Origin of the sequence: Corynebacterium sp. HMSC08A12 (genome assembly GCF_001807485.1) — a bacterium.
Classification (GTDB): domain Bacteria; phylum Actinomycetota; class Actinomycetes; order Mycobacteriales; family Mycobacteriaceae; genus Corynebacterium; species Corynebacterium evansiae.
The window spans coordinates 68,615-92,671 of sequence record NZ_KV789189.1 but is presented as its reverse complement, the minus strand read 5'-3'; the positions used below and the strand labels follow the sequence as shown (position 1 = coordinate 92,671).

The 24,057-nt window shown below is 60.4% G+C and carries 33 protein-coding genes; 28 read left to right on the top strand and 5 right to left on the bottom strand.

Annotation, left to right across the window (positions count from 1 at the left end):
• Positions 1-192: 192 nt before the first annotated feature.
• A complete protein-coding gene (tuf, locus tag HMPREF3166_RS08655) occupies positions 193-1,383 on the top strand; it encodes an elongation factor Tu (RefSeq protein WP_035003019.1) in 1,191 nt (396 codons plus the stop codon).
• A gap of 127 nt (positions 1,384-1,510) precedes the next feature.
• Here the strand turns inward: tuf and HMPREF3166_RS08650 are convergent, their stop codons facing one another.
• Positions 1,511-2,269 (bottom strand): GntR family transcriptional regulator, encoded by a 759-nt coding sequence (locus HMPREF3166_RS08650; RefSeq protein WP_070488748.1) that lies wholly within the window; start codon positions 2,267-2,269, stop codon positions 1,511-1,513.
• Positions 2,270-2,617: a hypothetical protein gene (locus HMPREF3166_RS08645; RefSeq protein ID WP_070488745.1), complete on the bottom strand. Its 348-nt coding sequence runs from the start codon at positions 2,615-2,617 to the stop codon at positions 2,270-2,272.
• Positions 2,618-3,374: 757 nt separating this feature from the next.
• On the opposite strand from HMPREF3166_RS08645, the gene rpsJ reads away from it, so the two are divergent.
• From rpsJ to HMPREF3166_RS08570, 15 genes are all read left to right on the top strand, one after another.
• Positions 3,375-3,680, top strand: a complete 306-nt coding sequence (gene rpsJ, locus HMPREF3166_RS08640) for a 30S ribosomal protein S10 (protein ID WP_010120790.1) — start codon at positions 3,375-3,377, stop codon at positions 3,678-3,680.
• Between the two features lie 46 nt (positions 3,681-3,726).
• Positions 3,727-4,383, top strand: coding sequence for a 50S ribosomal protein L3 (gene rplC, locus HMPREF3166_RS08635; protein ID WP_011274167.1), 657 nt, complete (start codon positions 3,727-3,729; stop codon positions 4,381-4,383).
• Complete coding sequence (gene rplD / locus HMPREF3166_RS08630) at positions 4,380-5,033, top strand: 50S ribosomal protein L4 (protein ID WP_070488742.1); 654 nt, start codon at positions 4,380-4,382, stop codon at positions 5,031-5,033. Before rplC ends, rplD begins: the two co-directional genes overlap by 4 nt.
• A complete protein-coding gene (rplW, locus tag HMPREF3166_RS08625; RefSeq protein WP_011274165.1) occupies positions 5,030-5,335 on the top strand; it encodes a 50S ribosomal protein L23 in 306 nt (101 codons plus the stop codon). Before rplD ends, rplW begins: the two co-directional genes overlap by 4 nt.
• Positions 5,336-5,373: 38 nt before the next feature.
• Positions 5,374-6,216 carry a 50S ribosomal protein L2 gene (rplB, locus tag HMPREF3166_RS08620; protein WP_034986205.1) on the top strand — a complete coding sequence of 281 codons (843 nt, stop codon included), beginning with the start codon at positions 5,374-5,376 and terminating at the stop codon, positions 6,214-6,216.
• Positions 6,217-6,232: 16 nt separating this feature from the next.
• Positions 6,233-6,511, top strand: coding sequence for a 30S ribosomal protein S19 (gene rpsS, locus HMPREF3166_RS08615; RefSeq protein WP_049048978.1), 279 nt, complete (start codon positions 6,233-6,235; stop codon positions 6,509-6,511).
• Positions 6,512-6,513: 2 nt separating this feature from the next.
• A complete protein-coding gene (gene rplV, locus HMPREF3166_RS08610) occupies positions 6,514-6,876 on the top strand; it encodes a 50S ribosomal protein L22 (RefSeq protein WP_005291960.1) in 363 nt (120 codons plus the stop codon).
• Positions 6,876-7,619: a 30S ribosomal protein S3 gene (gene rpsC, locus HMPREF3166_RS08605; RefSeq protein ID WP_005291959.1), complete on the top strand. Its 744-nt coding sequence runs from the start codon at positions 6,876-6,878 to the stop codon at positions 7,617-7,619. Before rplV ends, rpsC begins: the two co-directional genes overlap by 1 nt.
• Positions 7,620-7,624: 5 nt before the next feature.
• Complete coding sequence (gene rplP, locus HMPREF3166_RS08600) at positions 7,625-8,041, top strand: 50S ribosomal protein L16 (RefSeq protein ID WP_005291957.1); 417 nt, start codon at positions 7,625-7,627, stop codon at positions 8,039-8,041.
• Complete coding sequence (gene rpmC, locus HMPREF3166_RS08595; RefSeq protein ID WP_005291954.1) at positions 8,041-8,274, top strand: 50S ribosomal protein L29; 234 nt, start codon at positions 8,041-8,043, stop codon at positions 8,272-8,274. The genes rplP and rpmC overlap by 1 nt, the downstream gene beginning before the upstream one ends.
• Positions 8,271-8,564 carry a 30S ribosomal protein S17 gene (rpsQ, locus tag HMPREF3166_RS08590; protein WP_034971073.1) on the top strand — a complete coding sequence of 98 codons (294 nt, stop codon included), beginning with the start codon at positions 8,271-8,273 and terminating at the stop codon, positions 8,562-8,564. The genes rpmC and rpsQ overlap by 4 nt, the downstream gene beginning before the upstream one ends.
• A gap of 876 nt (positions 8,565-9,440) precedes the next feature.
• Positions 9,441-10,397, top strand: a complete 957-nt coding sequence (locus HMPREF3166_RS08585) for an iron-siderophore ABC transporter substrate-binding protein (RefSeq protein WP_070488738.1) — start codon at positions 9,441-9,443, stop codon at positions 10,395-10,397.
• A 36-nt stretch (positions 10,398-10,433) separates the two neighbouring features.
• Positions 10,434-11,465: a FecCD family ABC transporter permease gene (locus HMPREF3166_RS08580; protein ID WP_141741153.1), complete on the top strand. Its 1,032-nt coding sequence runs from the start codon at positions 10,434-10,436 to the stop codon at positions 11,463-11,465.
• Positions 11,462-12,514, top strand: coding sequence for a FecCD family ABC transporter permease (locus tag HMPREF3166_RS08575; RefSeq protein WP_371327272.1), 1,053 nt, complete (start codon positions 11,462-11,464; stop codon positions 12,512-12,514). Before HMPREF3166_RS08580 ends, HMPREF3166_RS08575 begins: the two co-directional genes overlap by 4 nt.
• The gene (locus HMPREF3166_RS08570; RefSeq protein ID WP_070488735.1) at positions 12,511-13,320 is read left to right on the top strand and encodes an ABC transporter ATP-binding protein; all 810 of its coding nucleotides are present in this window, start codon (positions 12,511-12,513) and stop codon (positions 13,318-13,320) included. Before HMPREF3166_RS08575 ends, HMPREF3166_RS08570 begins: the two co-directional genes overlap by 4 nt.
• Before the next feature lie 9 nt (positions 13,321-13,329).
• On the opposite strand, the gene HMPREF3166_RS08565 is transcribed toward HMPREF3166_RS08570, so the two are convergent.
• Together HMPREF3166_RS08565 and HMPREF3166_RS08560 are read right to left on the bottom strand one after the other, a co-directional pair.
• Complete coding sequence (locus HMPREF3166_RS08565; RefSeq protein WP_070488732.1) at positions 13,330-14,253, bottom strand: siderophore-interacting protein; 924 nt, start codon at positions 14,251-14,253, stop codon at positions 13,330-13,332.
• Between the two features lie 163 nt (positions 14,254-14,416).
• Positions 14,417-14,767, bottom strand: coding sequence for a hypothetical protein (locus HMPREF3166_RS08560; protein ID WP_070488730.1), 351 nt, complete (start codon positions 14,765-14,767; stop codon positions 14,417-14,419).
• A gap of 600 nt (positions 14,768-15,367) precedes the next feature.
• Here HMPREF3166_RS08560 and rplN point away from each other — a divergent pair.
• Genes rplN through rplE form a run of 3 tightly spaced genes read left to right on the top strand, consistent with a single transcriptional unit; the run spans position 15,368 to position 16,626 of the window.
• On the top strand, positions 15,368-15,739 hold the full coding sequence (gene rplN, locus HMPREF3166_RS08555; protein WP_034984969.1) for a 50S ribosomal protein L14: 372 nt from the start codon (positions 15,368-15,370) through the stop codon (positions 15,737-15,739).
• Positions 15,740-16,054, top strand: a complete 315-nt coding sequence (gene rplX / locus HMPREF3166_RS08550) for a 50S ribosomal protein L24 (RefSeq protein ID WP_005291939.1) — start codon at positions 15,740-15,742, stop codon at positions 16,052-16,054.
• Positions 16,055-16,056: 2 nt separating this feature from the next.
• Positions 16,057-16,626, top strand: a complete 570-nt coding sequence (gene rplE, locus HMPREF3166_RS08545) for a 50S ribosomal protein L5 (RefSeq protein ID WP_005291938.1) — start codon at positions 16,057-16,059, stop codon at positions 16,624-16,626.
• 89 nt (positions 16,627-16,715) lie between these two features.
• Here rplE and HMPREF3166_RS08540 read toward each other — a convergent pair whose 3' ends face one another.
• The gene (locus HMPREF3166_RS08540) at positions 16,716-17,138 is read right to left on the bottom strand and encodes a hypothetical protein (protein ID WP_070488727.1); all 423 of its coding nucleotides are present in this window, start codon (positions 17,136-17,138) and stop codon (positions 16,716-16,718) included.
• A gap of 845 nt (positions 17,139-17,983) precedes the next feature.
• Between HMPREF3166_RS08540 and rpsH the strand changes: the two genes are divergently transcribed.
• From rpsH to map, 9 genes are all read left to right on the top strand, one after another.
• Complete coding sequence (gene rpsH, locus HMPREF3166_RS08535; RefSeq protein ID WP_011274137.1) at positions 17,984-18,382, top strand: 30S ribosomal protein S8; 399 nt, start codon at positions 17,984-17,986, stop codon at positions 18,380-18,382.
• An 18-nt stretch (positions 18,383-18,400) separates the two neighbouring features.
• Entirely contained in the window at positions 18,401-18,937 is a 537-nt protein-coding gene (gene rplF / locus HMPREF3166_RS08530; protein ID WP_011274136.1) for a 50S ribosomal protein L6, read from the top strand.
• On the top strand, positions 18,937-19,341 hold the full coding sequence (rplR, locus tag HMPREF3166_RS08525) for a 50S ribosomal protein L18 (RefSeq protein WP_011274135.1): 405 nt from the start codon (positions 18,937-18,939) through the stop codon (positions 19,339-19,341). Before rplF ends, rplR begins: the two co-directional genes overlap by 1 nt.
• Before the next feature lie 40 nt (positions 19,342-19,381).
• Complete coding sequence (rpsE, locus tag HMPREF3166_RS08520; protein ID WP_011274134.1) at positions 19,382-20,023, top strand: 30S ribosomal protein S5; 642 nt, start codon at positions 19,382-19,384, stop codon at positions 20,021-20,023.
• A 3-nt stretch (positions 20,024-20,026) separates the two neighbouring features.
• Positions 20,027-20,212, top strand: coding sequence for a 50S ribosomal protein L30 (gene rpmD, locus HMPREF3166_RS08515; protein ID WP_011274133.1), 186 nt, complete (start codon positions 20,027-20,029; stop codon positions 20,210-20,212).
• A 2-nt stretch (positions 20,213-20,214) separates the two neighbouring features.
• On the top strand, positions 20,215-20,664 hold the full coding sequence (gene rplO / locus HMPREF3166_RS08510; protein ID WP_034984966.1) for a 50S ribosomal protein L15: 450 nt from the start codon (positions 20,215-20,217) through the stop codon (positions 20,662-20,664).
• A gap of 364 nt (positions 20,665-21,028) precedes the next feature.
• Complete coding sequence (gene secY, locus HMPREF3166_RS08505) at positions 21,029-22,363, top strand: preprotein translocase subunit SecY (RefSeq protein ID WP_070488724.1); 1,335 nt, start codon at positions 21,029-21,031, stop codon at positions 22,361-22,363.
• The gene (locus HMPREF3166_RS08500; RefSeq protein WP_035003036.1) at positions 22,360-22,905 is read left to right on the top strand and encodes an adenylate kinase; all 546 of its coding nucleotides are present in this window, start codon (positions 22,360-22,362) and stop codon (positions 22,903-22,905) included. Before secY ends, HMPREF3166_RS08500 begins: the two co-directional genes overlap by 4 nt.
• A 136-nt stretch (positions 22,906-23,041) precedes the next feature.
• Positions 23,042-23,836: a type I methionyl aminopeptidase gene (gene map, locus HMPREF3166_RS08495; RefSeq protein WP_035003037.1), complete on the top strand. Its 795-nt coding sequence runs from the start codon at positions 23,042-23,044 to the stop codon at positions 23,834-23,836.
• Positions 23,837-24,057 lie beyond the last annotated feature (221 nt).

The window sequence follows — 24,057 nt, the reverse complement described above, 5'->3', positions numbered from 1 at the left end:
GTGTAGCGCGACTGGCCTCGAAGTACAAAGTCGAGGCGAAGATGTTCGTTACACGGATAATCTGATATTCGGCAAGAAGTAAGAAAACTAGCCAGTGGGCGAACCGTAAACTGCGGGGAAGCAACTGGTTGGAAATAAAAGTTAATGTGGCTGCGAGAGTCGTAGCCACCGAGCAGTCCAGGAGGACACAAAGTGGCGAAGGCTAAGTTCGAGCGTTCCAAGCCGCACGTAAACATCGGCACCATTGGTCACGTCGACCACGGCAAGACCACCACCACTGCCGCGATCACCAAGGTTCTGGCTGACGCATTCCCCGAGGCCAACAAGTCCTTCGCTTTCGACGCCATCGATAAGGCGCCGGAGGAGAAGGAGCGTGGCATCACGATCAACATCTCCCACGTTGAGTACGAGACCGAGAAGCGCCACTACGCTCACGTTGACGCTCCGGGCCACGCTGACTACATCAAGAACATGATCACCGGTGCTGCTCAGATGGACGGCGCCATCCTGGTTGTTGCTGCAACCGATGGCCCGATGCCGCAGACCCGTGAGCACGTTCTGCTGGCTCGCCAGGTTGGCGTTCCGTACATCCTGGTTGCACTGAACAAGTGCGACATGGTTGACGATGAGGAGCTGCTGGAGCTCGTCGAGATGGAGGTCCGCGAGCTGCTGGCTGAGCAGGACTTCGACGAGGAAGCACCTGTTGTTCACATCTCCGCACTGAAGGCCCTGGAGGGCGACGAGAAGTGGGCTAAGCAGATCCTGGAGCTCATGGAGGCTTGCGACAACTCCATCCCGGATCCGGAGCGCGAGACCGACAAGCCGTTCCTGATGCCGGTTGAGGACATCTTCACCATTACCGGCCGCGGTACCGTTGTTACCGGCCGTGTTGAGCGTGGCGTCCTGAACCTGAACGACGAGGTCGAGATCCTGGGCATCCGCGAGAAGTCCACCAAGACCACCGTTACCTCCATCGAGATGTTCAACAAGCTGCTGGACACCGCAGAGGCTGGCGACAACGCCGCACTGCTGCTGCGTGGCCTGAAGCGCGAAGATGTTGAGCGTGGTCAGATCGTTGCTAAGCCGGGCGCTTACACCCCGCACACCGAGTTCGAGGGCTCCGTCTACGTTCTGTCCAAGGACGAGGGCGGCCGCCACACCCCGTTCTTCGACAACTACCGTCCGCAGTTCTACTTCCGCACCACCGACGTTACCGGTGTTGTGAAGCTGCCGGAGGGCACCGAGATGGTTATGCCGGGCGACAACGTTGACATGTCCGTCACCCTGATCCAGCCGGTTGCTATGGACGAGGGCCTGCGCTTCGCTATCCGTGAGGGTGGCCGCACCGTCGGCGCTGGTCGCGTTACCAAGATCAACAAGTAGTTTTAACTACTCACATGATCACCGCTTAGCGCTTTAGGCGCTAAACGGTTCAAGGCCCCGGGCTCCTTCAAGGAGTCCGGGGCCTTCTGCATGTCCTGGAGAGCTAGCCCCCGGACCGGTCCTGGAACTATCCCCAGGGGAAGCGATTCAACGTAGTCCAGCTGAGCACGTTGTTCTTGCCAGACGTGGGCACGGCGATACTGAGGGCGTCCGCAATATAGCGATCCTCACTCATCTCCAACGGCGTACCCTTCGCATCGCGCGACAGGCGCCGGTGTACCAGAACAGGATCGCCAGCCTCGAGGGGCAGCCACCGCGCATCAACTTCCCCGGCCTTAGCGGCGGAGAACACGTTGTCGGCGGCGAAGAAATGAATGTTGTGGCGGGAGGCCAGCTCGTTGGTCACAGACGGGCAGGTGGGATCCATCGGCTCGACCTTGGCGCCGACCCAGGCGGGGTAGCGGGTGCGCTCCAGCATGATGGGGGAGCCGTCGATGGTGCGCACTCGCAGCACCTTCAGCACTTTCTCGCCGGCGGGCACGCGCAGCAACTCGGCATCCTTATCGGTCTGCTCGACCCATTCCTGGTGGATCACGTGACCGCCAGGGGTGCGCCCGCGCCCGTAGGCCCACTGGGCGAAACTGCGGAACTTCGAGATCTCGGGGAAGCGGGCGGGCATGCGCAGCACGACCTTTCGCGCACCCCGCTTAGAGCTGAGGGTGCCTTCGTCCACCAGCTGATTCAGCGCCTGGCGCATGGTGCCGGGAGCGACGTCGAAACGGTCGGCCAGGGTTCTTTCGCTGGGGATGGGCTCGCCTACCTGGAAGCGCCCGTTGCGGATGTCTTCGCGCAGTTCCCGGGCGATCTGTTCGTATCGGGTGGGCATCTACTTGTCTCCCTCGCGGTAGCCGCGCCGGAACTCCTGCGGCAGCTTGTGCAGCAGCGTGTGGCGGAGGTTGCCGGCGAAGCGTCCGGCGCTGCGGGCGAAGTTCTCAGCCACGCCCATGGCTTGTTCGGCCACGTCCATCGCCTGCTCGGCCTTGTCCTCGGATATGAAGCTCGGCCGGTGCTCGCGGACTTGGCGGCGCAGGCGTGCGCGACGGTCCCAGGCCTCGTCGAGGGCGCGCAGGGCGTCGATCAGCTCGGCATCCGTCCCTCCAGCGTCGGGGTGGTGTTTCCGCACCAGGGCGCGCCGTTGCCGCTGGTATTCGGGGTTGTTGCGGTAGTCGCTCATTACTGTTCCTTCTTTAGGTGACGCCACCTCAAGGCCATGCATGTGAAGTCTGTACTTACGTGGCGATTCTAGTGCTCAAAGGGCTACGGAAGTAATAGGTAACCGGCGCGTAGGGGCGTCCAAAAGAAAAAGACAGAAGTGATTTGGTTTCGGCGCGCCCGGTGTGGTTGAATACTTGACGTTGCTTTAACACGGCACATGAGGCCAGCAGCGCAGCAGCGAGGCTGGACCAAGAAGGTGTCGATGGTGAAGTGAGCATGATCCATCGTCGGTGAAGAACCTCGCGAAAGTGATCCGAAAGGAGCACAGCGGGGCTGCTTTGCTGTGCGGTACTTAAAAAGCGGAAAGGCGACACGCCCGACCGCGGGTGCCGGAGGATGGGGCATGGTAAATGAACAGCGGCAGTAAGCGAAGGGATTCCCTTCCGACAAGGCGCGGAACACGTTTCCAAGCTTGTACTCCATATATTTCGTATATAAGGCCTCGGTAAAACGAATCCGGCCATGGAGCAAGCTAAAGGGGCGGGAACCGGGTGTTGTTACATCACTTGATAAACCAAGTGCGTATGGCGTGTGTTCATTAAAACCGAATGACCCGCTATCCGTCGATGGCACAAACAAGTAAATGTAAGACACAAGCGACACTGGCGACTGGACCAGGCCCCAAGGCCGGACAGCGTTAAGACTAAGACAGATAAGAAGCGTGACTACCAGCTGTTTTAAATAGCAGGGAAGCGCTTTGAAGGAAGAGGACAAGCGTGGCGGGACAGAAGATCCGCATTAGGCTCAAGGCCTACGATCACGAGGCTATCGACGCTTCTGCCAAGAAGATCGTCGAGACGGTTACCCGTACCGGCGCTCGTGTTGTCGGCCCAGTGCCACTGCCAACTGAAAAGAACGTGTACTGCGTCATCCGCTCTCCGCACAAGTACAAGGACTCGCGCGAGCACTTTGAGATGCGTACGCACAAGCGTCTGATCGACATTCTCGACCCAACCCCGAAGACCGTTGACGCACTCATGCGCATCGATCTTCCGGCCAGCGTCGACGTCAACATTCAGTAAGCGGCAAACGAGTCTGAACTACTGAAACGGCAGCGGAAGAGAAACTATGAGTGATATTGAGATCAAGGGCATCCTGGGCAAGAAGCTCGGCATGACTCAGATCTTCGACGAGGAAAACCGTGTTGTACCGGTCACCGTCGTCGAGGCTGGGCCCTGTGTCGTAACCCAGGTGCGTTCCAAGGAAACCGACGGCTACGAGGCCGTACAGATCGCCTTCGGCGAGATCGACCCGCGCAAGGTAAACAAGCCTGCCGCAGGTCACTTCAAGAAGGCTGGCGTGACTCCGCGCCGCCACGTTGCTGAGATCCGCGTTGCAGACGCATCCAGCTACGAGGTTGGCCAGGACGTCACCGTAGACATCTTCAACGATGTCAAGTTCGTCGACGTGACGGGCACCACCAAGGGCAAGGGCTACGCCGGCGGCATGAAGCGCCACGGCTTCGCCGGCCAGGGTGCTGCTCACGGTAACCAGGCCGCTCACCGCCGCGTGGGCTCCATCGGACAGGCAGCCACCCCCGGCCGCGTGTTCAAGGGCAAGCGCATGGCAGGCCGCATGGGTAACGACCGCGTTACCCAGCAGAACCTGAAGCTGGCCAAGGTCGACGCAGAGTCCAACCTGCTCCTGATCAAGGGTGCAGTTCCGGGTGTCAACGGCGGTCTCGTCGTTGTCAAGACCGCAGTGAAGGGCGGTGCACACGCATGAGCAATCTAAAGCTTGATGTCCACACCGCTGACGGTAAGACCAACGGCACGGTCGAGCTGCCCGCATCCATCTTCGATGCAGAGGTCAGCGTCGCACTGATGCACCAGGTCGTTACCGCTCAGCTCGCAGCAAAGCGTCAGGGTACCCACGCTACGAAGACTCGTGGCCAGGTGTCCGGCGGTGGCCGTAAGCCGTTCCGCCAGAAGGGCACCGGTCGCGCACGTCAGGGCTCCATCCGCGCTCCCCACTTCACCGGTGGTGGCACGGTTCACGGCCCGCAGCCGCGTGACTACTCCCAGCGCACTCCGAAGAAGATGAAGGCCGCTGCTTTGCGCGGCGCCCTGACCGATCGCGTGCGTCACGACCGCATTCACGTGGTCGAGGAGCTGGTCCCGGGCCAGACCCCGTCCACCAAGGCTGCACGCGCTTTCATCGAGCGTCTGACGGACCGCAAGTCCGTGCTGGTTGTCCTGACCCGCGAAGACGTCACCGCATGGAAGTCCGTGAACAACCTGCCGCAGGTGCACACCCTGGTCAACGACCAGCTGAACACCTACGACGTTCTGAACGCGGACGACGTTGTGTTCTCCGTGGAGGCACTGAACGCTTTCATCAACGCCGCTGATAAGACCAAGGAGGAGGCAAAGTGAGCACTGTAGCTGATCCTCGCGATATCATCATCGCCCCGGTCGTATCTGAGAAGTCCTACGGCCTGATGGAGCAGAACGTCTACACGTTCCTGGTTCACCCCAGCTCTAACAAGACCCAAATCAAGATTGCCGTCGAGCAGATCTTTGGTGTGAAGGTCGCCAGCGTTAACACCGTTAACCGTGAGGGCAAGCGTAAGCGCACCCGCACCGGCTACGGCCAGCGCAAGGCAACCAAGCGCGCCATGGTGACCCTGGTCGCCGGCAGCGATCCGATCGACATCTTCGGTGGAGCGACCGCCTAAGGCGGCCGGACACCGAAAGGTAAAGAGGAAGCAAAAGTATGGCTATTCGTAAGTACAAGCCGACTACGCCGGGTCGCCGCCAGAGTTCTGTCTCCGAGTTCGCGGAAATTACCCGTTCGACTCCCGAGAAGTCTCTGCTGCGCCCGCTGTCGAAGACCGGTGGCCGTAACGTTCACGGCCACATCACGACCCGTCACAAGGGTGGCGGCCACAAGCGCCGCTACCGCGTTATCGACTTCCGTCGTAACGACAAGGACGGCGTGATCGCCAAGGTCGCTCACATCGAGTACGACCCGAACCGCACCGCTAACATTGCGCTGCTGCACTACCGCGATGGCGAGAAGCGTTACATCATCGCCCCCCGCGGTCTGAAGCAGGGCACGCTGCTGGAGTCCGGCCCGAACGCCGACATCAAGGTTGGTAACAACCTGCCGCTGCGTAACATCCCGACCGGTACCACCATCCACGCTGTGGAGCTGAAGCCGGGCGGCGGCGCCAAGATGGCTCGTTCCGCTGGTGCCTCCATCCAGCTGCTGGGTAAGGAAGGCAAGTACGCAGTTCTGCGTATGCCGTCTTCCGAGATCCGTCGCGTAGACATTCGCTGCCGCGCCACCATCGGCGAGGTCGGCAACCAGGAGCAGATCAACATCCGCTGGGGCAAGGCCGGCCGTATGCGCTGGAAGGGCGTACGCCCGACCGTCCGCGGTGTTGTTATGAACCCGGTTGACCACCCGCACGGTGGTGGTGAGGGTAAGACCTCCGGTGGTCGTCACCCTGTGTCTCCTTGGGGTCAGCCTGAGGGACGCACCCGCAAGCCGAACCGTCCCAGCGACCGGATGATCGTTCGCCGTCGTCGCTCCAACAAGAACAAGAAGCGCTAAGAGGAGGTAGTAGAGAATGCCACGCAGCCTGAAGAAGGGCCCATTCGTCGACGAACACCTCCTTGCGAAGGTGGACGCTCTGAACGAAAAGGGCAACAAGAACGTCATCAAGACGTGGTCCCGTCGCTCGACCATTCTCCCCGATTTCATCGGCCACACTTTCGCCGTCCACGACGGTCGTAAGCACGTGCCGGTGTTCATCGATGATTCCATGGTCGGTCACAAGCTAGGTGAGTTCGCTCCTACGAAGACCTTCAAGGGTCACGTCAAGGACGACAAGAAGGGTCGTCGATAATCATGTCTGACACCGTAACCACCGCACGCGCAACCGCGCGTTTCGTCCGCGTCACTCCGATGAAGGCACGCCGCGTGATCGACACGATCCGTGGCAAGTCCGTCGAGGACGCCCTGGCGATCCTGAAGTACGCTCCGCAGGCCGCTTCCGAGCCGGTCGCGAAGGTCGTTGCTTCGGCCGCCGCCAACGCCGAGAACAACTTCGGCTTGGACCCGCAGACGCTGGTCGTCTCTGAGGCTTACGCCGACGAGGGCCCGACCATGCGCCGTTTCCGCCCCCGCGCCCAGGGTCGTGCATTCCACGTCCGCAAGCGCACCAGCCACATCACTGTGGTCGTCGAGAGCCAGAAGGGAAGTGCTCAGTAGTGGGCCAGAAAATCCACCCCCACGGCCTCCGGCTGGGTATCACTTCCGAGTGGCGCTCCCGCTGGTACGCCGACAAGCAGTACGCTGACTACCTCGCCGAGGACATCAAGATCCGCGACTTCCTGTCCGAGGGTCTTGACCGCGCCGGCATTGCCAACGTTGTCATCGAGCGCACCCACGACCGGGTTCGCGTTGACATCCACACTGCCCGCCCGGGCATTGTGATTGGCCGTCGTGGCTCCGAGGCTGACCGCATCCGCGGCCAGCTGGAGAAGCTCACCGGCAAGCAGGTTCAGCTGAACATCCTCGAAGTCAAGAACATCGATGCCAACGCACAGCTGGTGGCACAGTCCATCGCTGAGCAGCTGACCAACCGCGTTGCCTTCCGTCGCGCTATGCGCAAGGCAATCCAGGGCGCTATGCGCCAGCCGCAGGTCAAGGGCATCAAGGTTGTTTGCTCCGGTCGCCTGGGCGGCGCGGAGATGGGCCGCACCGAGCGCTACCACGAGGGTCGCGTTCCGCTGCACACCCTCCGCGCTGAGATCGACTACGGCACCTACGAGGCCCACACCACCTTCGGACGCATCGGCGTCAAGGTGTGGATCTACAAGGGTGACGTCGTCGGCGGCCGTCGCGAGAGCCTGATGAATGCACGCGACGAGCGCCCGTCTCGCGGTCGTCGTGAGCGTCCACGTCGCGGTGGCGCACGTCGCCAGCGCGCTGAGCAGAAGCAGGAGGGCTAAGACACATGCTTATCCCGAAGCGCGTTAAGTACCGTCGCCAGCACCGCCCGACCCGTCGTGGCGTGTCCAAGGGCGGTAACCGCGTAACGTTCGGCGACTATGGCCTGCAGGCCCTGGAGCCGACCTACATCACCAACCGTCAGATCGAGTCCGCTCGTATCGCCATTAACCGCCACATGAAGCGTGGTGGCAAGGTGTGGATCAACATCTTCCCGGATCGTCCGCTGACCCAGAAGCCGCTCGGCGTGCGTATGGGTTCCGGTAAGGGCCCCGTGGAGAAGTGGGTTGCCAACATCAAGCCGGGTCGTATCCTCTTCGAGGCCTCTTACCCGAACGAAGAGGTCGCCCTGGAGGCACTGCGCCGTGCTGGTAACAAGCTGCCCTGCAAGGTTCGCATCGTGAAGAAGGAGGATCAGTTCTAATGGCTACCGGAACTCCGGCACATGAGCTCCGCGAGCTCAACAACGAAGAGCTGACCACCCGCCTGCGTGAGGCGAAGGAAGAGCTGTTCAACCTTCGCTTCCAGGCTGCGACCGGCCAGCTGACCAACAACCGTCGTCTGGGTGTTGTCAAGCGCGACATCGCCCGCATCTACACCGTCCTGCGCGAGCGCGAGCTCGGGCTGTCTACCAACCCGGGTGGTGACGCAGCATGAGTGAGGCAACCGTGAATGACAACGCAGCTGTGAAGAACGAGAAGGGCGCCCGCAAGGTTCGCTCCGGATACGTTGTTTCCACCAAGATGAACAAGACCATTGTGGTCGAGCTTGAGGACCGCAAGCAGCACGCACTGTACGGCAAGATCATGCGCCGTAACTCCCGCGTGAAGGTCCACGATGAGAACGAGACCGCCGGCGTTGGCGACCGCGTTCGCATCGAGGAGACCCGCCCGCTGTCCAAGGACAAGCACTTCCGCCTGACCGAGATCATCGAGAAGGCTCGCTAGTCCGAGCAGCTCTGGCAGTCCAGACTGCTGCGGCGGCCCCGGCGCTGCTGCTTAGGCAGCCCTGGCGCTGTGTCGCCGGGCGCTAAGGCTCCCTCCCGCACATTGTTGCGGTAGGGGGCCTATTTTGTTTCTTATTGACGCCCACGCTTCCCGCTTGGCTGTGGCCTCAGCGGAACGTGAGATTGTGCGAGCGCAGTGCTGGGGAGAGATTGCGCCACGGGAGGCGGCGGCGCCTTATTTGGCGGCGTGAGGATGTGCAGATGTCGCTAAACCGGGAATGCGTGGCCGACGGCGCCGTATTTGGGGCGCTAGCAGGGGTGAATGTCGCTAGATCGGGAATGCGTTAAAGACACTGATTTGCATCTCCGCAAAACTGCAGGTGAGGCAATTGCCGCTAAATGCGGAGGCGCGCCGGTGCTGACGGATTCCCGATCTAGCGACATTTAGTCTTTGGAAGTGCAACTTTTCCGACAGTTGGTGCCACGAGTTGCAATAGCGCGGGCATCTTGGCGCTGAGGGGCAGGGTAGCCAGGGGTGATAGTGGCAGGGGGGGGCGATGGTGGCGACAGTGGCCAGCGTGGCGCCAGGGTAGCCAGGGGTGATAGTGGCAGGGGGAGGGCGATGGTGGCGACAGTGACCAGGGTGGCCAGCGTGGCGACAGTGGTCAGGGGGTGACGGTGGCCCGGGTGGCGATGGAGCCGGTAGCGGCCGAGCAGGAAGAGGGCTAACTTAGGGTAGCCTGTTGTGTGGTTAGCCTTACTTGTGTAATATAGGCGCGACTGCTGTGTTGGCCGTAGCCGAAAGAGGCCATCAGTCTCTTGGGGCTACGGGTACTTTACAGCGTCTCAAAGAGTTCCTTACACGTTAGGCTTTCACATGTTTCGAAACAATTCGCTGACCCGTCGAGCGGCGCTGAAGACCGCCGCTGTCTTGGCAGCATCCACTCTTGTTCTGTCTGGTTGCTCCCGAGGCGACGACGCGGCGGCGTCAAAAAATGAGGGCACCGGGGACGAGCGCATCGCCGCAGTTGGCCTGGGAGACAGCGATACCTTGCTCGCTCTAGGCATCCAACCAGTCCTCGTAGCGCCCTGGGGTGCTGAGGGAGATGTTGATGCGTCTGGCGTCGGCCCATGGGCTACCGAAAAGCTCGGCGACAACAAGCCTGAAGTGGTTTACGGTACTGCCAACGGATTCACTGCTGAAATCCTGGAGAAGATCTCCGCCGCTGATCCGGACAAGATCATTGCGGTGAACTCTGCCGTAGACGCGCAGGCGAAGAAGGCGCTTAATGACATCGCCCCAACCACCGTTAAGCCAGACGGTGCCACGGACTGGCAGATCCCATGGCGGGATCAGGTCAACCAGATCGCCGGCGCTGTAGACAAGCAAGAAGAAGGCGACAAACTCGTCGAAGAAACGCAGAAGGCCTTCGAAGATTTCCAACAGCAGCACCCTGAGCTCAAGGGCAAGCGTGCGGCTATCGTCATGCCTTATCAGGGAAAGATCGGCCTGTACACCTCCGGTGACGGGCGTGGGCAGTTTATCAAGAGTCTGGGCTTCGAGATCCCGAAGGAGCTCGAAGGTAACGGGGGCGAGTTCTACCGCGACATCGCACCTGAGAACTACAGCGACCTCAACAACGTCGATTACCTCTTCATCCTTGATTACCAGGGTGCCGCCGATACCTTGAAGAAGGATCCAACATTCAGCAAGCTGGACGTTGTTCGCGAAGGCAAGGTCCGCTGGATGGACGAAAACGTGGGCAATGCAATGAGTATGCCGAACCCATTGACCATCCCCTGGGCAGTAGACAAGTTCGCTGACGCAATTTAATTGAAAGTGTCCGTCTCAAGAACTCGACATTCTTTGGTGTTGTCCCGGCGTTTGCTTACTTCGGCCGCACTCGTTGGCTTGGCATTGCTGCTGGTTGCCTCCCTGTACTTGGGTTCCAAAGATCTTTCCATTGGCGAGGTGACCAGCATCCTCATGCATGGTCCGCACCCATCTACGCAATCCGGCATCAATGCTGAACAGTCCGGCATCATTTGGGACTTGCGCGTTCCGCGCACCCTCTTGGCTGTGATCACAGGTGCGGCCCTGGCGATGGCGGGCGCCATTGCTCAGAGCTGGACCCGCAACCCCTTGGCAGATCCCGGCATTATCGGCGTGAACGCCGGAGCAAGTTTCGCAGTCGCCGCGGCACTGACCTTGGGCTGGGCAACGACGGTCGGGGAGCGAACACTTGTGGGGCTCGTCGGGGCGGCCGTCGCCGCTCTAGTCGTGCTGTTGATTTCCCGCGTATCGCGTAACCCGCTAACTCTGGTACTCGTGGGCGTGGGAGTTACCTTTGCCCTGCAAGCGGCCACGAATATGCTGAGCCTCTATTCTTCCGACACCCTGGAAGGGCTCCGCCGCTGGACCGTCGGCTCTACGGCTGGACGGGGTATGGAAGACGTGGCCTTAGCTGCTTTAGGTCTAGCACTAGGTGCTCTATGTGGTGCGCTTGCAGCACGCCCGCTGGATCTACTTGCGATGGGAGAGGACTCCGCCCGTTCCCTTGGCAGCTCGCCCACGAGAACCCGCTTGTTGGCTGCCGCAGCGGTGATCATCCTCGCCGGCTCGGCGACAGCCACCGTGGGGCTAGTGACATTCGTGGGCTTCGCCGTGCCACACCTACTGCGCCCGTTTACCGGCCCGGCGCTTACCCGCCTCTTGCTACCAACTGCCATCCTCGGCGGCGCGGCTGTACTGCTAGCCGATATTGTGGGCCGCTTCGTCCTGCAACCTAACGAGCTGGAAATGTCCATTGTCCTAGCTATTGTCGGTGCCCCAGTGATGATTCTGGCGGTACGGCGTAAGAAGAGCTCACCGACCTCGAATGACTCGGAGCTGGCGATATGAGCGATATGACGTCTATCCGTAGTATCAAGCGTTCACGAAGCAGACGCATCCTGGCAGCCACATCGGGGTTCGCCCTCATAGCGGCGCTTTGTTATTGCCTAATTCTGGGGCAAGGTGCGGTGAAGCTCAGCCCGATGGAAGTCATCGAGGTTCTCACCGGTGGGGGCACACAGCAAGCAATCAACGTGGTGTGGGATCTCCGCCTGCCTGTAGCAATCGCTACCGTCCTGGTCGGCGCGGCGCTGGGGCTGGCCGGCGCGTGGACTCAGACCATGGCTCGCAATCCGTTGGCCAGCCCGGACATTCTCGGTGTATCCGGCGGCGCGGCGGTTTTGGTTGTGGCGGGCACCGTAGTTACCCGCCCTGCATGGAGTGAGGGGGTGCCGACGTTCTGGTGGCGTGCTGCACTCGCTTTGCTTGGCGCACTAGTGATCGTTGGTTTGCTCGTTCTGCTCGGTGGTTTCGGAACGTCGCAGCGCGTAGTGGTCATCGGCCTGGCGCTGTCTTTCCTCACGCAGTCTTTAGTGCAGTATCTTCTTCTCCGGGCTGACTTAACTCGTGCCACGGATGCCCAAACTTGGCTCGCTGGGTCCACCGGCTTTGTGCGTATGGAAGCTTTGTTGCCTATGGTGTTGGGCTTGTTGCCCTTCGTGGTTTTAGGCCTCTGCGTTACGCGCGATGTCCCTCTTCTTTCTCATGATGACGCCACCGCGTCCACACTTGGTGTAAATGTCACGAGGGTGCGCGCTATTTTGCTCATTGCCGCAACGGGCATTGTCGCGGTGGTGGTTTCCTTTGTCGGCCCAATTGGATTCGTGGCACTGTTGGCTCCTCAGCTGGCCAAGCTGGTGGCCGGAACGCCCGCGCCCCATCCGTTGTGCTCTACTTTTGCAGGCGCTGCTCTATTAGCTGCGTGCGCCGTCGTGGCGGGCGCACTGCCATTTACATCCCCTGTGGGGTTGGTTACCGCCATCATTGGTGGACCCGCGCTGGTGTTGCTTGTGTGGTTGGCGGCCCGTCGCGGAACTCTGAAAGGAATGGTTCAATGAACGTTCAAGTTGATCACGTCACCGTGGGCTACAACGACGGCCCAAGCATTGTTAAGGACGTGTCTTTCACTGCAGAGCCCGGGAAGGTCACCACGCTCTTAGGTCCCAATGGTTGTGGTAAGTCAACGTTGCTCAAGACGCTTTCTCGGCTGCTTGCTCCCACCGAAGGACGTGTTCTTGTAGAGGATAAGGACGTGCATAGCTTGGGGGCACGCGAAGCCGCCCAACTAATTGCGCTTTTGCCACAACACCCGCTGTGTCCGGCGGGGTTGACCGTTGGAGAACTCGTGGAACGCGGACGGCACCCTTATCGTCGATCGCTCTGGGGTGGGGGAGCGACGGCGTCAGAAGATAAAGAAAAAGTGCGCGAGGCGCTGAAGAAGACGAAGGTTGACCATCTTGTTGCCCGCGACGTGGCGGAGCTTTCTGGCGGCCAGCGGCAGCGGGTCTGGATGGCGATGGTGCTGGCGCAGGATACGCCAATTGTGCTGTTGGACGAACCGACTACCTACCTAGATCCGGCACATGCGATAGAGATTCTAAGTATCGTGCGGGAGCTCGCTCAAGAGGGCAAGACGGTGATTACCGTGCTTCATGATCTTGGCCTGGCGGGAGCTTTTAGCGACGAGATGATCGTCATGAAGGAAGGGGAAAAGATCGCCGAGGGTTCTCCAACGGAGGCTCTGACGGTGGATGTGTTGCGCGAGGCATATGGCCTGAATGCCGAGGTGTGGGAAGATCCCCACGGTACGGCTCCGATTATCGTACCGCGCGGGATAGTGGCTAATTCGCTACAGGGTTCTTGAGCGTAGGGCCTAAGGCCTTGCCCTCCCGAGGAACCAATAGGGGCACCACTGCACAGATCCGCTGTTGAGGCCCCACGTGTGAATTGCGTGGCGCCGGACTTCCTTGCAGAGTTGCCCTTCGCCCGCGACCCAGACGTATTTCGACTGCGCTGCAGGGTGTTCGGCGCGGTCCAGTTGCTGCAGGTGAGACATCACTGCCGTACCGAAGTCCGTCGTCGCGCTAAACAACACTTCTAGGCTGCCCAGTTTGCTCTCCCAGTCGGCGACAAGGGACGGCTCGAGGTCACCAGGGTTCTCGGCGACAACCACGAGGTGCATGTCGCACAACTGTTCCGGGGCGAAAGCCTGCGTGTATTCCAAGATGGCTCGAACGGAAGGCGCGGCGGATGGGTCTGCGATAAGCGTTTGTGAACTTTGCGCGCGGTTCCAGAGACCCTGGCATGTCCAGATGCCTACCTGGTCGCCAACACGAGTTGCAAGAGCCCAGGCGAGCCCCGGTCCGACGTGCTCATCCTTTGGATTTTTGACGCCATGTGTCGCCACGTCGAAAGTTATCTGTCCGCACTCGGGATCGAGTGAGCGTACGGTGTACCAACGTAGATTTGGGCGTTGGGTCTCCGGCATGGCTGCAACGCTTGCGCGGATATTGGCGCCACCTCCGTGGAGTGGTAGATGGAGATTCTCGCCGGGCTTAGCGGGCATAAAGAGGCCAAAGAATTCGTCAGGGCCGGAAAGCTGAAAGCCGACTAGTTCAGGGGAGTGGATGACAATCCGTTGCAGGTTCTCTGCCGGGGTACTGACGTCGTAAACGGTGGCGCGGATGATTCGATGGTGCGGTTCAGCCGGGGCAGTCAGGAGTTGGTGGTCAGAGAAGGCCGCGTGGTAAGCGGAAGTGTTAGTAGGGGTGCTCAGGGTAGTTGGGTTCGAGGTCATAATGGGAGTTACCTTACCCTTACCTAAAGCAAAAGTGAAAGGGCGAGGGGTAGCAAAAGCCCCGCGGGGATCCGAGGATCGCCACGGGGCTTGAAACTGTATGGCTGACCTGTCTACTTAAGGGATCAGCCGGAACCTAGCTCCTAGTGGGAACCGGCTGTTCCTACTTGGCCAGCTTGCCCAGCTTCTGGAAGTTGTTGAACAGGGAAACGATGCCGCCAACCAGGGCTGCAACGGTGGTGATCAGGGTAACGACGGTCGTGAGTTTCTCGATGCCCTTGGTCTTCTCGTTCCAGCCGAAGAACTTGTTTGCGGAGCCAGCGATGTCCTTCTTGCCCGGCTCGCCGTCGTTGTTGTTGTCGTTCTCGGTGCCATCCTGCTTCCCGCTGCCGGCGACGGTTTCGATGGAAGAGTTGTTGGCGCCGTTGTTTTCCTCAGCAACTGCAGCGGTGGAGCCAGCAACTGCAACGGTAGCGGCGGTGGTCAGAGCCAGCAGGGACTTCTTGAGCTTCATGTGTTTAATCCTCACGTGAAAGATGGTGCGTCGGCCTGAACTGGCCGTGGTACGGGGATCAATTTAACATGACCGTGCACTTTAAGCACAGTGTAAAAGTTCTACCTGCCCGCTGAAACGGCTCATAAGCGATCCTTCATAACCCCTGGGCGCGAGCTGAAAAGTAACTGTTAGTGGGAAGGGGGGGGGCTGCCCCGAATCGATCTTTTATTGGCGTCCGCGCCGTCCTGGATACTTAAGTTTTTGAACATAACCGCACGCTATGGGCACATTCTGAGCAGTGGTTTTGAGGGGCAAAGCACTAGGCTAGTTCACCGTTAGCAGTCCTGCTGGAAATGCGGGGCGATGAGGTGTGAGGAGGCGTCAATAAAGAACGAAAATAGCGTTACACGGGGGTGGGGTAACATACCCCCGCTGAGCGAAATCCACCGCCGCCCCGAAAAACTCTGATACGGCGATTTGGTTGGCTGAGTAGGGGTGTGGAAGAATATGGCGGTTGCCAGAAGGCGCGGGGAACGCGCGCTGGCACAGACCGCGTGCGCGAGGGTCGGAAATCCCACGCACGGCAAGCAAAAATCTAGGTCAAATTAGGAGACTCAAGTGATTCAGCAAGAATCGCGTCTGCGAGTTGCCGACAACACCGGTGCCCGGGAAATCCTGGTCATCCGTCCGCTCGGTGGTTCCGTTCGACGCTCCGCTGGTATCGGTGATGTCGTCGTAGCTACCGTCAAGGAAGCTGCACCGGGCGGCACCGTCAAGGCCGGCGACATCGTCAAGGCTGTCATCGTCCGCGCAAAGAAGGAGACCCGTCGTCCGGACGGCTCCTACATCTCTTTCGACGAGAACGCGGCTGTCATCATCAAGGCAAACGACAACGATCCCCGCGGCACCCGTATCTTCGGCCCGGTCGCACGTGAGCTTCGCGACAAGAAGTTCATGAAGATCGTTTCCCTGGCTCCGGAGGTGCTCTAAATGAAGATCCGTAAGGGCGACACCGTACTGGTAATCTCCGGCCCGGACAAGGGTGCAAAGGGCAAGGTCATCGAGGCATACCCGCAGCGCGACAAGGTCCTGGTCGAGGGCGTCAACCGAATCAAGAAGCACGTTGCAAACTCCGCTCCAGAGCGCGGCGCTGAGTCCGGCGGCATCGTTACCCAGGAAGCTCCGATCCACGTTTCCAACGTGATGGTCGTTGACTCCGACGGCAACCCGACCCGTATCGGCTACCGCTTCGACGAAGACGGTAAGAAGATCCGCGTGTCCAAGCGCAACGGGAAGGACATCTAACGATGAGCGAAAACTACACCCCACGTTTGAAGACTCGCTACCGTGAGGAAATCCGCGAGAAGCTGAACGGCGAGTTCAGCTACGAGAACGTCATGCAGATCCCGGGCGTCACCAAGGTTGTCGTCAACATGGGTGTCGGCGACGCTGCTCGCGATTCCAAGCTGATCAACGGTGCAATCGAGGACCTGACCAAGATCACCGGTCAGAAGCCGCAGATCCGCACCGCGAAGAAGGCTATTGCTAACTTCAAGCTGCGTGAAGGCATGCCCATCGGCGCCCGCGTTACCCTGCGTGGCGACCGCATGTGGGAGTTCCTGGACCGCCTGCTGACCGTCGCTCTGCCGCGTATTCGTGACTTCCGCGGCCTGAACGACAAGCAGTTCGACGGCCACGGCAACTACACCTTCGGCCTGTCTGAGCAGACCATGTTCTACGAGATCGACGTCGACAAGATCGACCGTCCTCGCGGTATGAACATCACCGTCGTTACCACTGCAACCAACGACGACGAAGGCCGCGCCTTGCTGCGCGAGCTGGGCTTCCCCTTCAAGCAGAAGGGCTCCGCTGAGTAATTCAGCGTAACGAAACCCCGCTTCCCATCGAGGATCTCCTCGATAATTAGGGAAGCGGGGGTTCTTTGTTTTTGGTATCCGCTGCCGGTTTACAGGAAGATCTTAACGATCTTGCCGATGAAGCCGATTACGTCCTTGACCTTGTCCAGGGTAGAGGTGGAGTCGTCCCAGCCGACCAGCTTGTCGATGGAGCCCTTCAGCTTCTCCTTCTTCTCGTCGTCGATGGAGCCCTGGGTGCCCTCCTCGGTGGAGCCCTCGGAGGAACCCTCGTTCTCGGTGCCCTCGGCGTTCTCGTCTGCGGTCTCGCCAGCCTCGGCCTCGTCGTCTGCCTCAGCCTGGTCATCACCAGCGGTAGCGTCCTCAGCCGGTGCGGCCTCGTCGGCAGCCGGCTGGGTTGCGACATCGGCGGCGACCGGTGCCTCAGCGGCGTCGTCTGCAACTGCAGCCGGAACGCCAGCCAGGGCGACGGAGGATGCTGCGGCCAGGGTGATGAGGGACTTCTTGAACTTCAAAGGAATCTCCTTCCGAGAGGGGTGTATAAAAACTGCAAAGTTGCGGCGGGGTAGTGATCGGTTCTGCGAGTTCCGACCAGGTGCCGCAAGTCTGTACTTCGTGTACGTACAACATGTGTAGTGAATTGCGCCTCACTCTCGCAACAGGTGCAGCAAAAGTGTGAGGCAATTCACGTAACGGCTGAAACGTGCAGGTAGGGACACTTAATTCCTCTTGTTTTTCCGCTCATGTAGCACAAATGCTACACACAGTGTTCGCTTATCCGTCACTGCTTGACGCGCCACACTAACCCCGCACGCCACCGCTTAAGCCGCCGCCTAAACCCCCGCACGTAGCCACCGTCACGGTCGCCGGGGGTTGTTGAAGGTAGTTGACTCTTTTGTGACGCCCCTTGCCTCCGCCGGTCTAGTTCACCGACCGAAGCGCCTACGCATCCGCGGGTTCAAAGATTGCCACGATCCCCAGCTCGCGGAAGCGGTCGGGTGAGCGCGCGGACTTTTGGGTTAGGTCGTGACTGGGACTGGCCTACTCCTGATCTGCTGGATTTCTGGCCCTAGGGGCGTCCCAAAACAAGAAAAACAGCGATTTGGGGAAACCCGCAGGTGATTGCTAGAGTTATCAGGTCTTGCGTTGCCCCATGCCCAAAACTGGGATGGCAGCGTGAGCAGTGTAAACATCAATCCACTTTGTTGTAGGCCCCTCGCCCAATAAAGCGGCCGCGCGGACACGGCGGCGAGCACCCCACGTTATTTAGCATGGGGCGCGCTAGTAGCCAGCAAGCGCGCGGTACACGCATCCTGGGTGGGCTGGGAACCGCAATGAGAAAGGCTATGGGTCAAAACTTATGACCATGACTGATCCCATCGCGGACATGCTGTCCCGCGTGCGGAACGCATCCAACGCGTTCCATGAGTCCGTCTCCATGCCTTCCTCCAAGATCAAGGCGAACATCGCCGAGATTCTGAAGGAGGAGGGTTACATCGCTGACTACACCGTCAATGACGCCAAGGTTGGCAAGACACTGGACATCGAGCTGAAGTACGGCCCGTCCCGCGAGCGTTCTATCTCCGGGCTGCGTCGTGTCTCCAAGCCGGGTCTTCGTGTGTACGCAAAGTCCAACGAGCTGCCGCAGGTTCTCGGCGGCCTGGGTGTGGCCATCATTTCCACGTCCCACGGCCTGCTGACCGACCGTGAGGCTCAGAACAAGGGTGTAGGCGGAGAAGTTCTCGCCTACGTCTGGTAACTAGAGGAGGTCCAAACCATGTCTCGTGTTGGCAAGGCACCGGTGGCTGTCCCCTCTGGCGTCACCATCAACATCAACGGCCAGTCTGTCGAGGTCAAGGGTCCGAAGGGTACCCTGAGCCAGGACATTCCGGCCCCGATCACCGTGGCCCAGGAAGGCGAGGAGCTCGTCGTTTCCCGCCCGGATGATCACCGCAAGAATCGTTCCCTGCATGGCCTGTCCCGCTCCCTGGTCTTCAACATGATTGAGGGCGTGACCAAGGGCTACACCATCAACATGGAAATCTTCGGTGTTGGCTACCGTGTGCAGCTCAAGGGCAAGAACCTGGAGTTCGCACTGGGCTACTCCCACCCTGTGCTGATTGAGGCACCGGAGGGTATCACCTTCGCCGTGGATGGCAACACCAAGTTCTCCATCGCAGGTATCGACAAGCAGCAGGTCGGACAGATCGCCGCGAACATCCGCCGTCTGCGTAAGGATGATCCTTACAAGGGCAAGGGCATTCGCTACGAGGGCGAGCAGGTCCGTCGCAAGGTCGGAAAGACGGGTAAGTAATGAGCAACACTGCACAAAACGAAAAGCGTCTGCCGGTGGGCAAGGACATTTCCACCCGCCGCCGCACCGCACGCGCACGTCGTCACTTCCGTATCCGCAAGACCCTCTCTGGCACCCCGGAGACCCCGCGTCTGGTAATTCACCGCACCTCTCGCCACATGCACGCACAGGTCATCGACGATGTTGCAGGCCACACCCTGGTCGCAGCATCCACGATGGAAGCCGATGTGCGCGCTATGGAGGGCGACAAGAAGGCTCGCGGTGCGAAGGTTGGCCAGCTGATCGCCGAGCGCGCCAAGGCCGCTGGCATCGAGGCTGTCGTCTTCGACCGTGCGGGCTACAAGTACCACGGCCGCGTCGCCGCTCTGGCTGATGCTGCCCGCGAAGGTGGTCTGAAGTTCTAATGACCAACTCCACGAACAACACCAACGGAAGGAACGCGTGATGTCGGGACGTGAACGTAACGGCGGACGCTCCGCCGAGAACAACGACAAGAAGGAGCGCAACGAGCGTAACGGCCGCAACGACCGCGGTGGACGTAACGATCGTCGCAACCAGCAGGATGAGCGCAGCCAGTTCATCGAGCGCGTGGTTACCATCAACCGCGTCTCGAAGGTTGTGAAGGGCGGTCGCCGCTTCAGCTTCACCGCGCTGGTCATCGTCGGCGACGGCCAGGGCATGGTCGGCGTCGGCTACGGCAAGGCCAAGGAAGTCCCTGCCGCCATCCAGAAGGGCGCAGAAGAGGCTCGCAAGAACTTCTTCCGCGTACCGATGATCAACGGCACCATCACCCACCCGGTTCAGGGCGAGGACGCTGCAGGCATCGTCATGATGAAGCCCGCAGCGCCCGGTACCGGTGTGATCGCTGGTGGCGCTGTCCGCCCGGTGCTGGAGTGCGCCGGCGTGCAGGACATCCTGTCGAAGTCCCTGGGCTCCGACAACGCTATCAACATTGTCCACGCAACCGTGGCTGGCCTGAAGCAGCTGGTCCGTCCGGAAGAGGTTGCCGCACGCCGTGGCAAGTCCCTGGACGAGGTTGCTCCGGCCGCTATGCTGCGCGCCCGTGCGGCAGGACAGGGGGCATAAGCAATGGCTTTGAAGATCACCCAGGTTAAGGGCTTGGTCGGAACCAAGCCGAAGCAGCGCGATTCCATGCGCTCTCTCGGCCTGAAGCGCATTGGTCAGACGGTCGTCCGCGAGGACAACCCGATCGTCCGCGGCCAGATCAACACTGTGCGCCACATGGTCGAGGTCGAAGAAGTGGCAGGAGAGTAAACATGAGCGATCCAATTAAGCTCCACGACCTCCGCCCCGCTCCGGGCGCCAAGAAGGCCAAGACCCGCGTGGGTCGTGGTGAGGCGTCTAAGGGTAAGACCGCAGGTCGTGGTACCAAGGGCACCAAGGCTCGTAAGCAGGTTTCGGCAGCATTCGAGGGTGGCCAGATGCCACTGCACATGCGCCTGCCTAAGCTGAAGGGCTTCAAGAACCCCGCCAAGGTCACCTACCAGGTGGTAAACGTGTCTGACCTGGAGAAGGCATTCTCCAACGGTGGCGACGTCACCGTTGCAGACATCGTTGCAGCTGGTCTGGCTCGCAAGAACCAGCCGGTGAAGGTTCTGGGTAACGGCGAGATCAGCGTGAAGCTGAACGTCACCGCTAACAAGTTCTCGGGCTCTGCAAAGCAGAAGATCGAGGCTGCCGGTGGCACCGCCACTGAGGCTAAGTAAAGACGGCTAGACGGCTAGATTGTTCTAGCTCTAGCCGCGCTTAGCTTCTCAAGAATCGCCCCGTCAGTGCATTGTTGCGCTGGCGGGGCGTTTTTGTTTTTCCTATTGACGCCCACACGTCGGCGAGTTCTGAGTCCAGGTAGATAGAGCCGGGGCAGTGGCAGGGCAGTGGTAGGGAAGTGGCAGGGCAGTGGCGTTTAATTTGTAGTCCGCTATGGGTGGTACAGTATCGTAAGCATTTGTCCTGTCTGCTAACCTGTACAGGTTGCAATTAGTGTCGCCTCTATGCGGGCGTATCTTGAAGTGCAGGTGCGCTGGCCAGTAGATCCCGCACGAAGGTAAGAAACTACACAGGAGGCAAAGTTTGTCCGCCCTCACCTCGGCGTTCAAGAACGCTGATCTTCGCAAGAAGATCTTGTTCACGCTTGCGATGATCATCCTCTATCGCATCGGCGCCCAGATCCCCACCCCTGGCGTGGATTACGGCTCGATCCAGTCGCAGATCTCCGACCTAACCGACAGCTCGGCCATGTACTCGCTGATCAACCTGTTCTCAGGTGGCGCGCTGCTGCAGCTTTCGGTGTTTGCCGTCGGCATCATGCCGTACATTACGGCCTCCATTATCGTGCAGCTGCTGACAGTGGTGATCCCCAAGTTCGAGCAGCTGAAGAAGGAAGGCCAGTCCGGCCAGGCGAAGATGACGGAGTACACCCGTTACCTGACCGTGGCTTTGGCGCTGCTGCAGTCCGCGGGCATCGTGGCGCTGGCGGATCGCCGGCAGCTGCTGGGGCAGGGCGTGCAGGTACTGAAGGACGGCACGGGTGTGTTCGGGCTGGTAGTTATGGTGCTGGTCATGACCTCCGGTGCGGTGCTGCTGATGTGGATGGGTGAGCTGATCACCGACCGCGGTATCGGCAACGGCATGTCGCTGTTGATCTTCGCGGGTATTGCCACCTCTCTGCCGGCGCAGGGCGCTTCCATCTTCTCCAGCTCCGGTGGCTTCGTCTTCGGCGCAGTGCTGGTTGGAGTGCTGATCCTGGTCGTCGGCGTGGTCTTCATCGAGCAGGGCCAGCGCCGCATCCCGGTTCAGTACGCAAAGCGTATGATTGGCCGCCGCCAGTACGGCGAGACCTCCACGTACCTGCCGCTGAAGGTTAACCAGGCCGGCGTTATCCCAGTGATCTTCGCCTCCTCGCTGCTTACGGTTCCGATTCTGATTACTCAGATCATCCAGTCCGGAAACCCGGAAGGTGCTGGACAGGAGAACTGGTGGAACCAGAACGTCATGTCCGTGCTGACGGACCCGGCTGCCTGGCAGTACATCCTGCTGTACGTGGCACTGATCATCTTCTTCTCCTTCTTCTACGTCTCCGTCCAGTACGATCCTTACGATCAGGCGGATAACATGAAGAAGTACGGTGGCTTCATTCCGGGCATCCGCCCGGGTCGCCCGACCGCGGAGTATCTTGGATATGTGATGAACCGTCTGCTGATCGTCGGTTCCATCTACTTGGCTCTCATTGCTGTTCTGCCTAACATCCTCATCAACATGGGTGTGCAGACGACGCAGGCCGCAGGCCAGGGTCAGATGCCGTTCGGTGGTACCGCCATCCTGATTCTGGTGTCCGTTGCCCTGACCACGATCAAGCAACTCGAATCGCAAGTTATGCAGTCTAACTACGAAGGATTCCTCAAATGAGACTAGTTCTGCTCGGCCCTCCCGGCGCTGGCAAGGGCACCCAAGCATCCCTGCTGTCCGATGCACTGAAGATCCCGCACATCTCCACCGGCGATCTGTTCCGCGCCAATATCTCCCAGGGCACCGAACTGGGCAAGCAGGCGCAGGAGTACATGGACGCTGGCAAGTTGGTCCCGACCTCCGTCACCGCCGACATGGTTCGCGACCGCCTGAACCAGGACGATGCCGCCGACGGATTCCTGCTGGACGGCTTCCCCCGCACCATCGAGCAGGCAGAGCTGCTGGAGAAGATGCTGCAGGAGGACGGCCACTCCCTGGACGCAGTCATCAACTACGTAGTCTCCGAGGACGTTGTTGTTGATCGCATGCTGGCCCGCGGCCGCAACGATGACAACGAGGACACCATCCGCACCCGCCTGGAGGTCTACCGTGAGGAGACCGCCCCGCTGATCGACCACTACAAGGACGTTCTGCTGAACATCGACGCAGAGGGCACCGTGGAGGACATCTCCTGCACCACGCTGAACGCGCTGGACAAGTAAACCCCGCGCGCAAGAATCGCTGATCCCGCCAGCCGGCCCCACACGGTCCGACCTGGCGGGATTTGTGGTTATTCGCCCCGCGAGGGGGCGTCACTAAGAAAAAACGAGTAAGCAAAGAGAACAGAAGCGAAACCACATGGGCTTTAGGCGAAGGAATAAAAAGATCGCGGCGAAAACCGCCGAGCAGCTGGATGCGATGCAGGCCGCCGGGGAGATCGTCGGGCTGGCGCTGCAGGAGGTTAAGAAGGCTGCGGCGCCGGGAAAGACCACGCTCGACTTGGACCGCGTGGCCGAGCAGGTCATCCGCGACCATGGCGCCACCCCGACTTTCAAGGGCTACGGCGGCTTCCCGGGTTCCATTTGCGCGAGCCCGAACGACATGATCGTCCACGGCATCCCGTCCGCAGATGTGGTGCTGAAGGAAGGCGATCTGATCTCCATCGACTGCGGCGCAACGCTCGACGGATGGGTGGGGGACTCCGCCTGGACCTTCGGCATCGGCGAGATCGCAGACGAGCACGACCGCCTAAACCGCGCGACCGAATGGGTGCTGTACGAGGGGCTGAAGGCGATGGTGCCCGGCAACCGCCTGACGGACGTGTCCTGGGCACTGGAGAAGGCGACCGAAGCCGCTGCGCGGAAGTTCGACGTGGAGCTGTGGATCGTCGATGGGTACGGCGGCCACGGCATCGGCCGCACCATGCATGAGGATCCGTACCTGGCCAACGAGGGCCGCGGTGGGCGAGGCCCGGAGATCCAGGAGGGCTCTGTGCTGGCCATCGAGCCGATGCTGGCGCTGGGCACGGCGGATTCCTACGTGCTGGACGACGAGTGGTCGGTGCTGACCGATGACGGCAGTTTCTCCTCGCACTGGGAGCACACCGTCGCCGCGACCGCCGACGGCCCGCGGATCCTTACGCCGCGCAAGTAGCTCCTTCTTTCTTGGTGACGCCCCCTGCCGACTGCCCCGGCTGGCGCGGTGCCGGGGGCGCAGCAGTGTTGGGGATGGCAGGGGAGCGTAGTTGGGGAGAGCCGTAGTAGGGAAGACGGCAGTGGTGAGGGGCAGCAGGGGCGGGGTTGATGGGCGAACGGCGATTATTGGGGGACCAAGTATTGCGAGTAGGCTAAACATAATCGTTTCTTGAGTACCTA

Coding starts and splice junctions, on each gene's coding strand:
- rpmD (WP_011274133.1), top strand. CDS start 20,027: ATGGCTTTGAAGATCACCCAGGTTAAGGGCTTGGTCGGAACCAAGCCG.
- rplO (WP_034984966.1), top strand. CDS start 20,215: ATGAGCGATCCAATTAAGCTCCACGACCTCCGCCCCGCTCCGGGCGCC.
- HMPREF3166_RS08500 (WP_035003036.1), top strand. CDS start 22,360: ATGAGACTAGTTCTGCTCGGCCCTCCCGGCGCTGGCAAGGGCACCCAA.
- rplE (WP_005291938.1), top strand. CDS start 16,057: ATGAGCGAAAACTACACCCCACGTTTGAAGACTCGCTACCGTGAGGAA.
- rplV (WP_005291960.1), top strand. CDS start 6,514: ATGTCTGACACCGTAACCACCGCACGCGCAACCGCGCGTTTCGTCCGC.
- rplD (WP_070488742.1), top strand. CDS start 4,380: ATGAGCAATCTAAAGCTTGATGTCCACACCGCTGACGGTAAGACCAAC.
- rplP (WP_005291957.1), top strand. CDS start 7,625: ATGCTTATCCCGAAGCGCGTTAAGTACCGTCGCCAGCACCGCCCGACC.
- rplF (WP_011274136.1), top strand. CDS start 18,401: ATGTCTCGTGTTGGCAAGGCACCGGTGGCTGTCCCCTCTGGCGTCACC.
- map (WP_035003037.1), top strand. CDS start 23,042: ATGGGCTTTAGGCGAAGGAATAAAAAGATCGCGGCGAAAACCGCCGAG.
- rpsQ (WP_034971073.1), top strand. CDS start 8,271: ATGAGTGAGGCAACCGTGAATGACAACGCAGCTGTGAAGAACGAGAAG.
- HMPREF3166_RS08570 (WP_070488735.1), top strand. CDS start 12,511: ATGAACGTTCAAGTTGATCACGTCACCGTGGGCTACAACGACGGCCCA.
- rplB (WP_034986205.1), top strand. CDS start 5,374: ATGGCTATTCGTAAGTACAAGCCGACTACGCCGGGTCGCCGCCAGAGT.
- rpsE (WP_011274134.1), top strand. CDS start 19,382: ATGTCGGGACGTGAACGTAACGGCGGACGCTCCGCCGAGAACAACGAC.
- HMPREF3166_RS08575 (WP_371327272.1), top strand. CDS start 11,462: ATGAGCGATATGACGTCTATCCGTAGTATCAAGCGTTCACGAAGCAGA.
- HMPREF3166_RS08565 (WP_070488732.1), bottom strand. CDS start 14,253: ATGACCTCGAACCCAACTACCCTGAGCACCCCTACTAACACTTCCGCT.
- rplX (WP_005291939.1), top strand. CDS start 15,740: ATGAAGATCCGTAAGGGCGACACCGTACTGGTAATCTCCGGCCCGGAC.
- HMPREF3166_RS08650 (WP_070488748.1), bottom strand. CDS start 2,269: ATGCCCACCCGATACGAACAGATCGCCCGGGAACTGCGCGAAGACATC.
- HMPREF3166_RS08560 (WP_070488730.1), bottom strand. CDS start 14,767: ATGAAGCTCAAGAAGTCCCTGCTGGCTCTGACCACCGCCGCTACCGTT.
- HMPREF3166_RS08645 (WP_070488745.1), bottom strand. CDS start 2,617: ATGAGCGACTACCGCAACAACCCCGAATACCAGCGGCAACGGCGCGCC.
- HMPREF3166_RS08585 (WP_070488738.1), top strand. CDS start 9,441: ATGTTTCGAAACAATTCGCTGACCCGTCGAGCGGCGCTGAAGACCGCC.
- rpmC (WP_005291954.1), top strand. CDS start 8,041: ATGGCTACCGGAACTCCGGCACATGAGCTCCGCGAGCTCAACAACGAA.
- rpsH (WP_011274137.1), top strand. CDS start 17,984: ATGACCATGACTGATCCCATCGCGGACATGCTGTCCCGCGTGCGGAAC.
- rplC (WP_011274167.1), top strand. CDS start 3,727: ATGAGTGATATTGAGATCAAGGGCATCCTGGGCAAGAAGCTCGGCATG.
- rplR (WP_011274135.1), top strand. CDS start 18,937: ATGAGCAACACTGCACAAAACGAAAAGCGTCTGCCGGTGGGCAAGGAC.
- rpsS (WP_049048978.1), top strand. CDS start 6,233: ATGCCACGCAGCCTGAAGAAGGGCCCATTCGTCGACGAACACCTCCTT.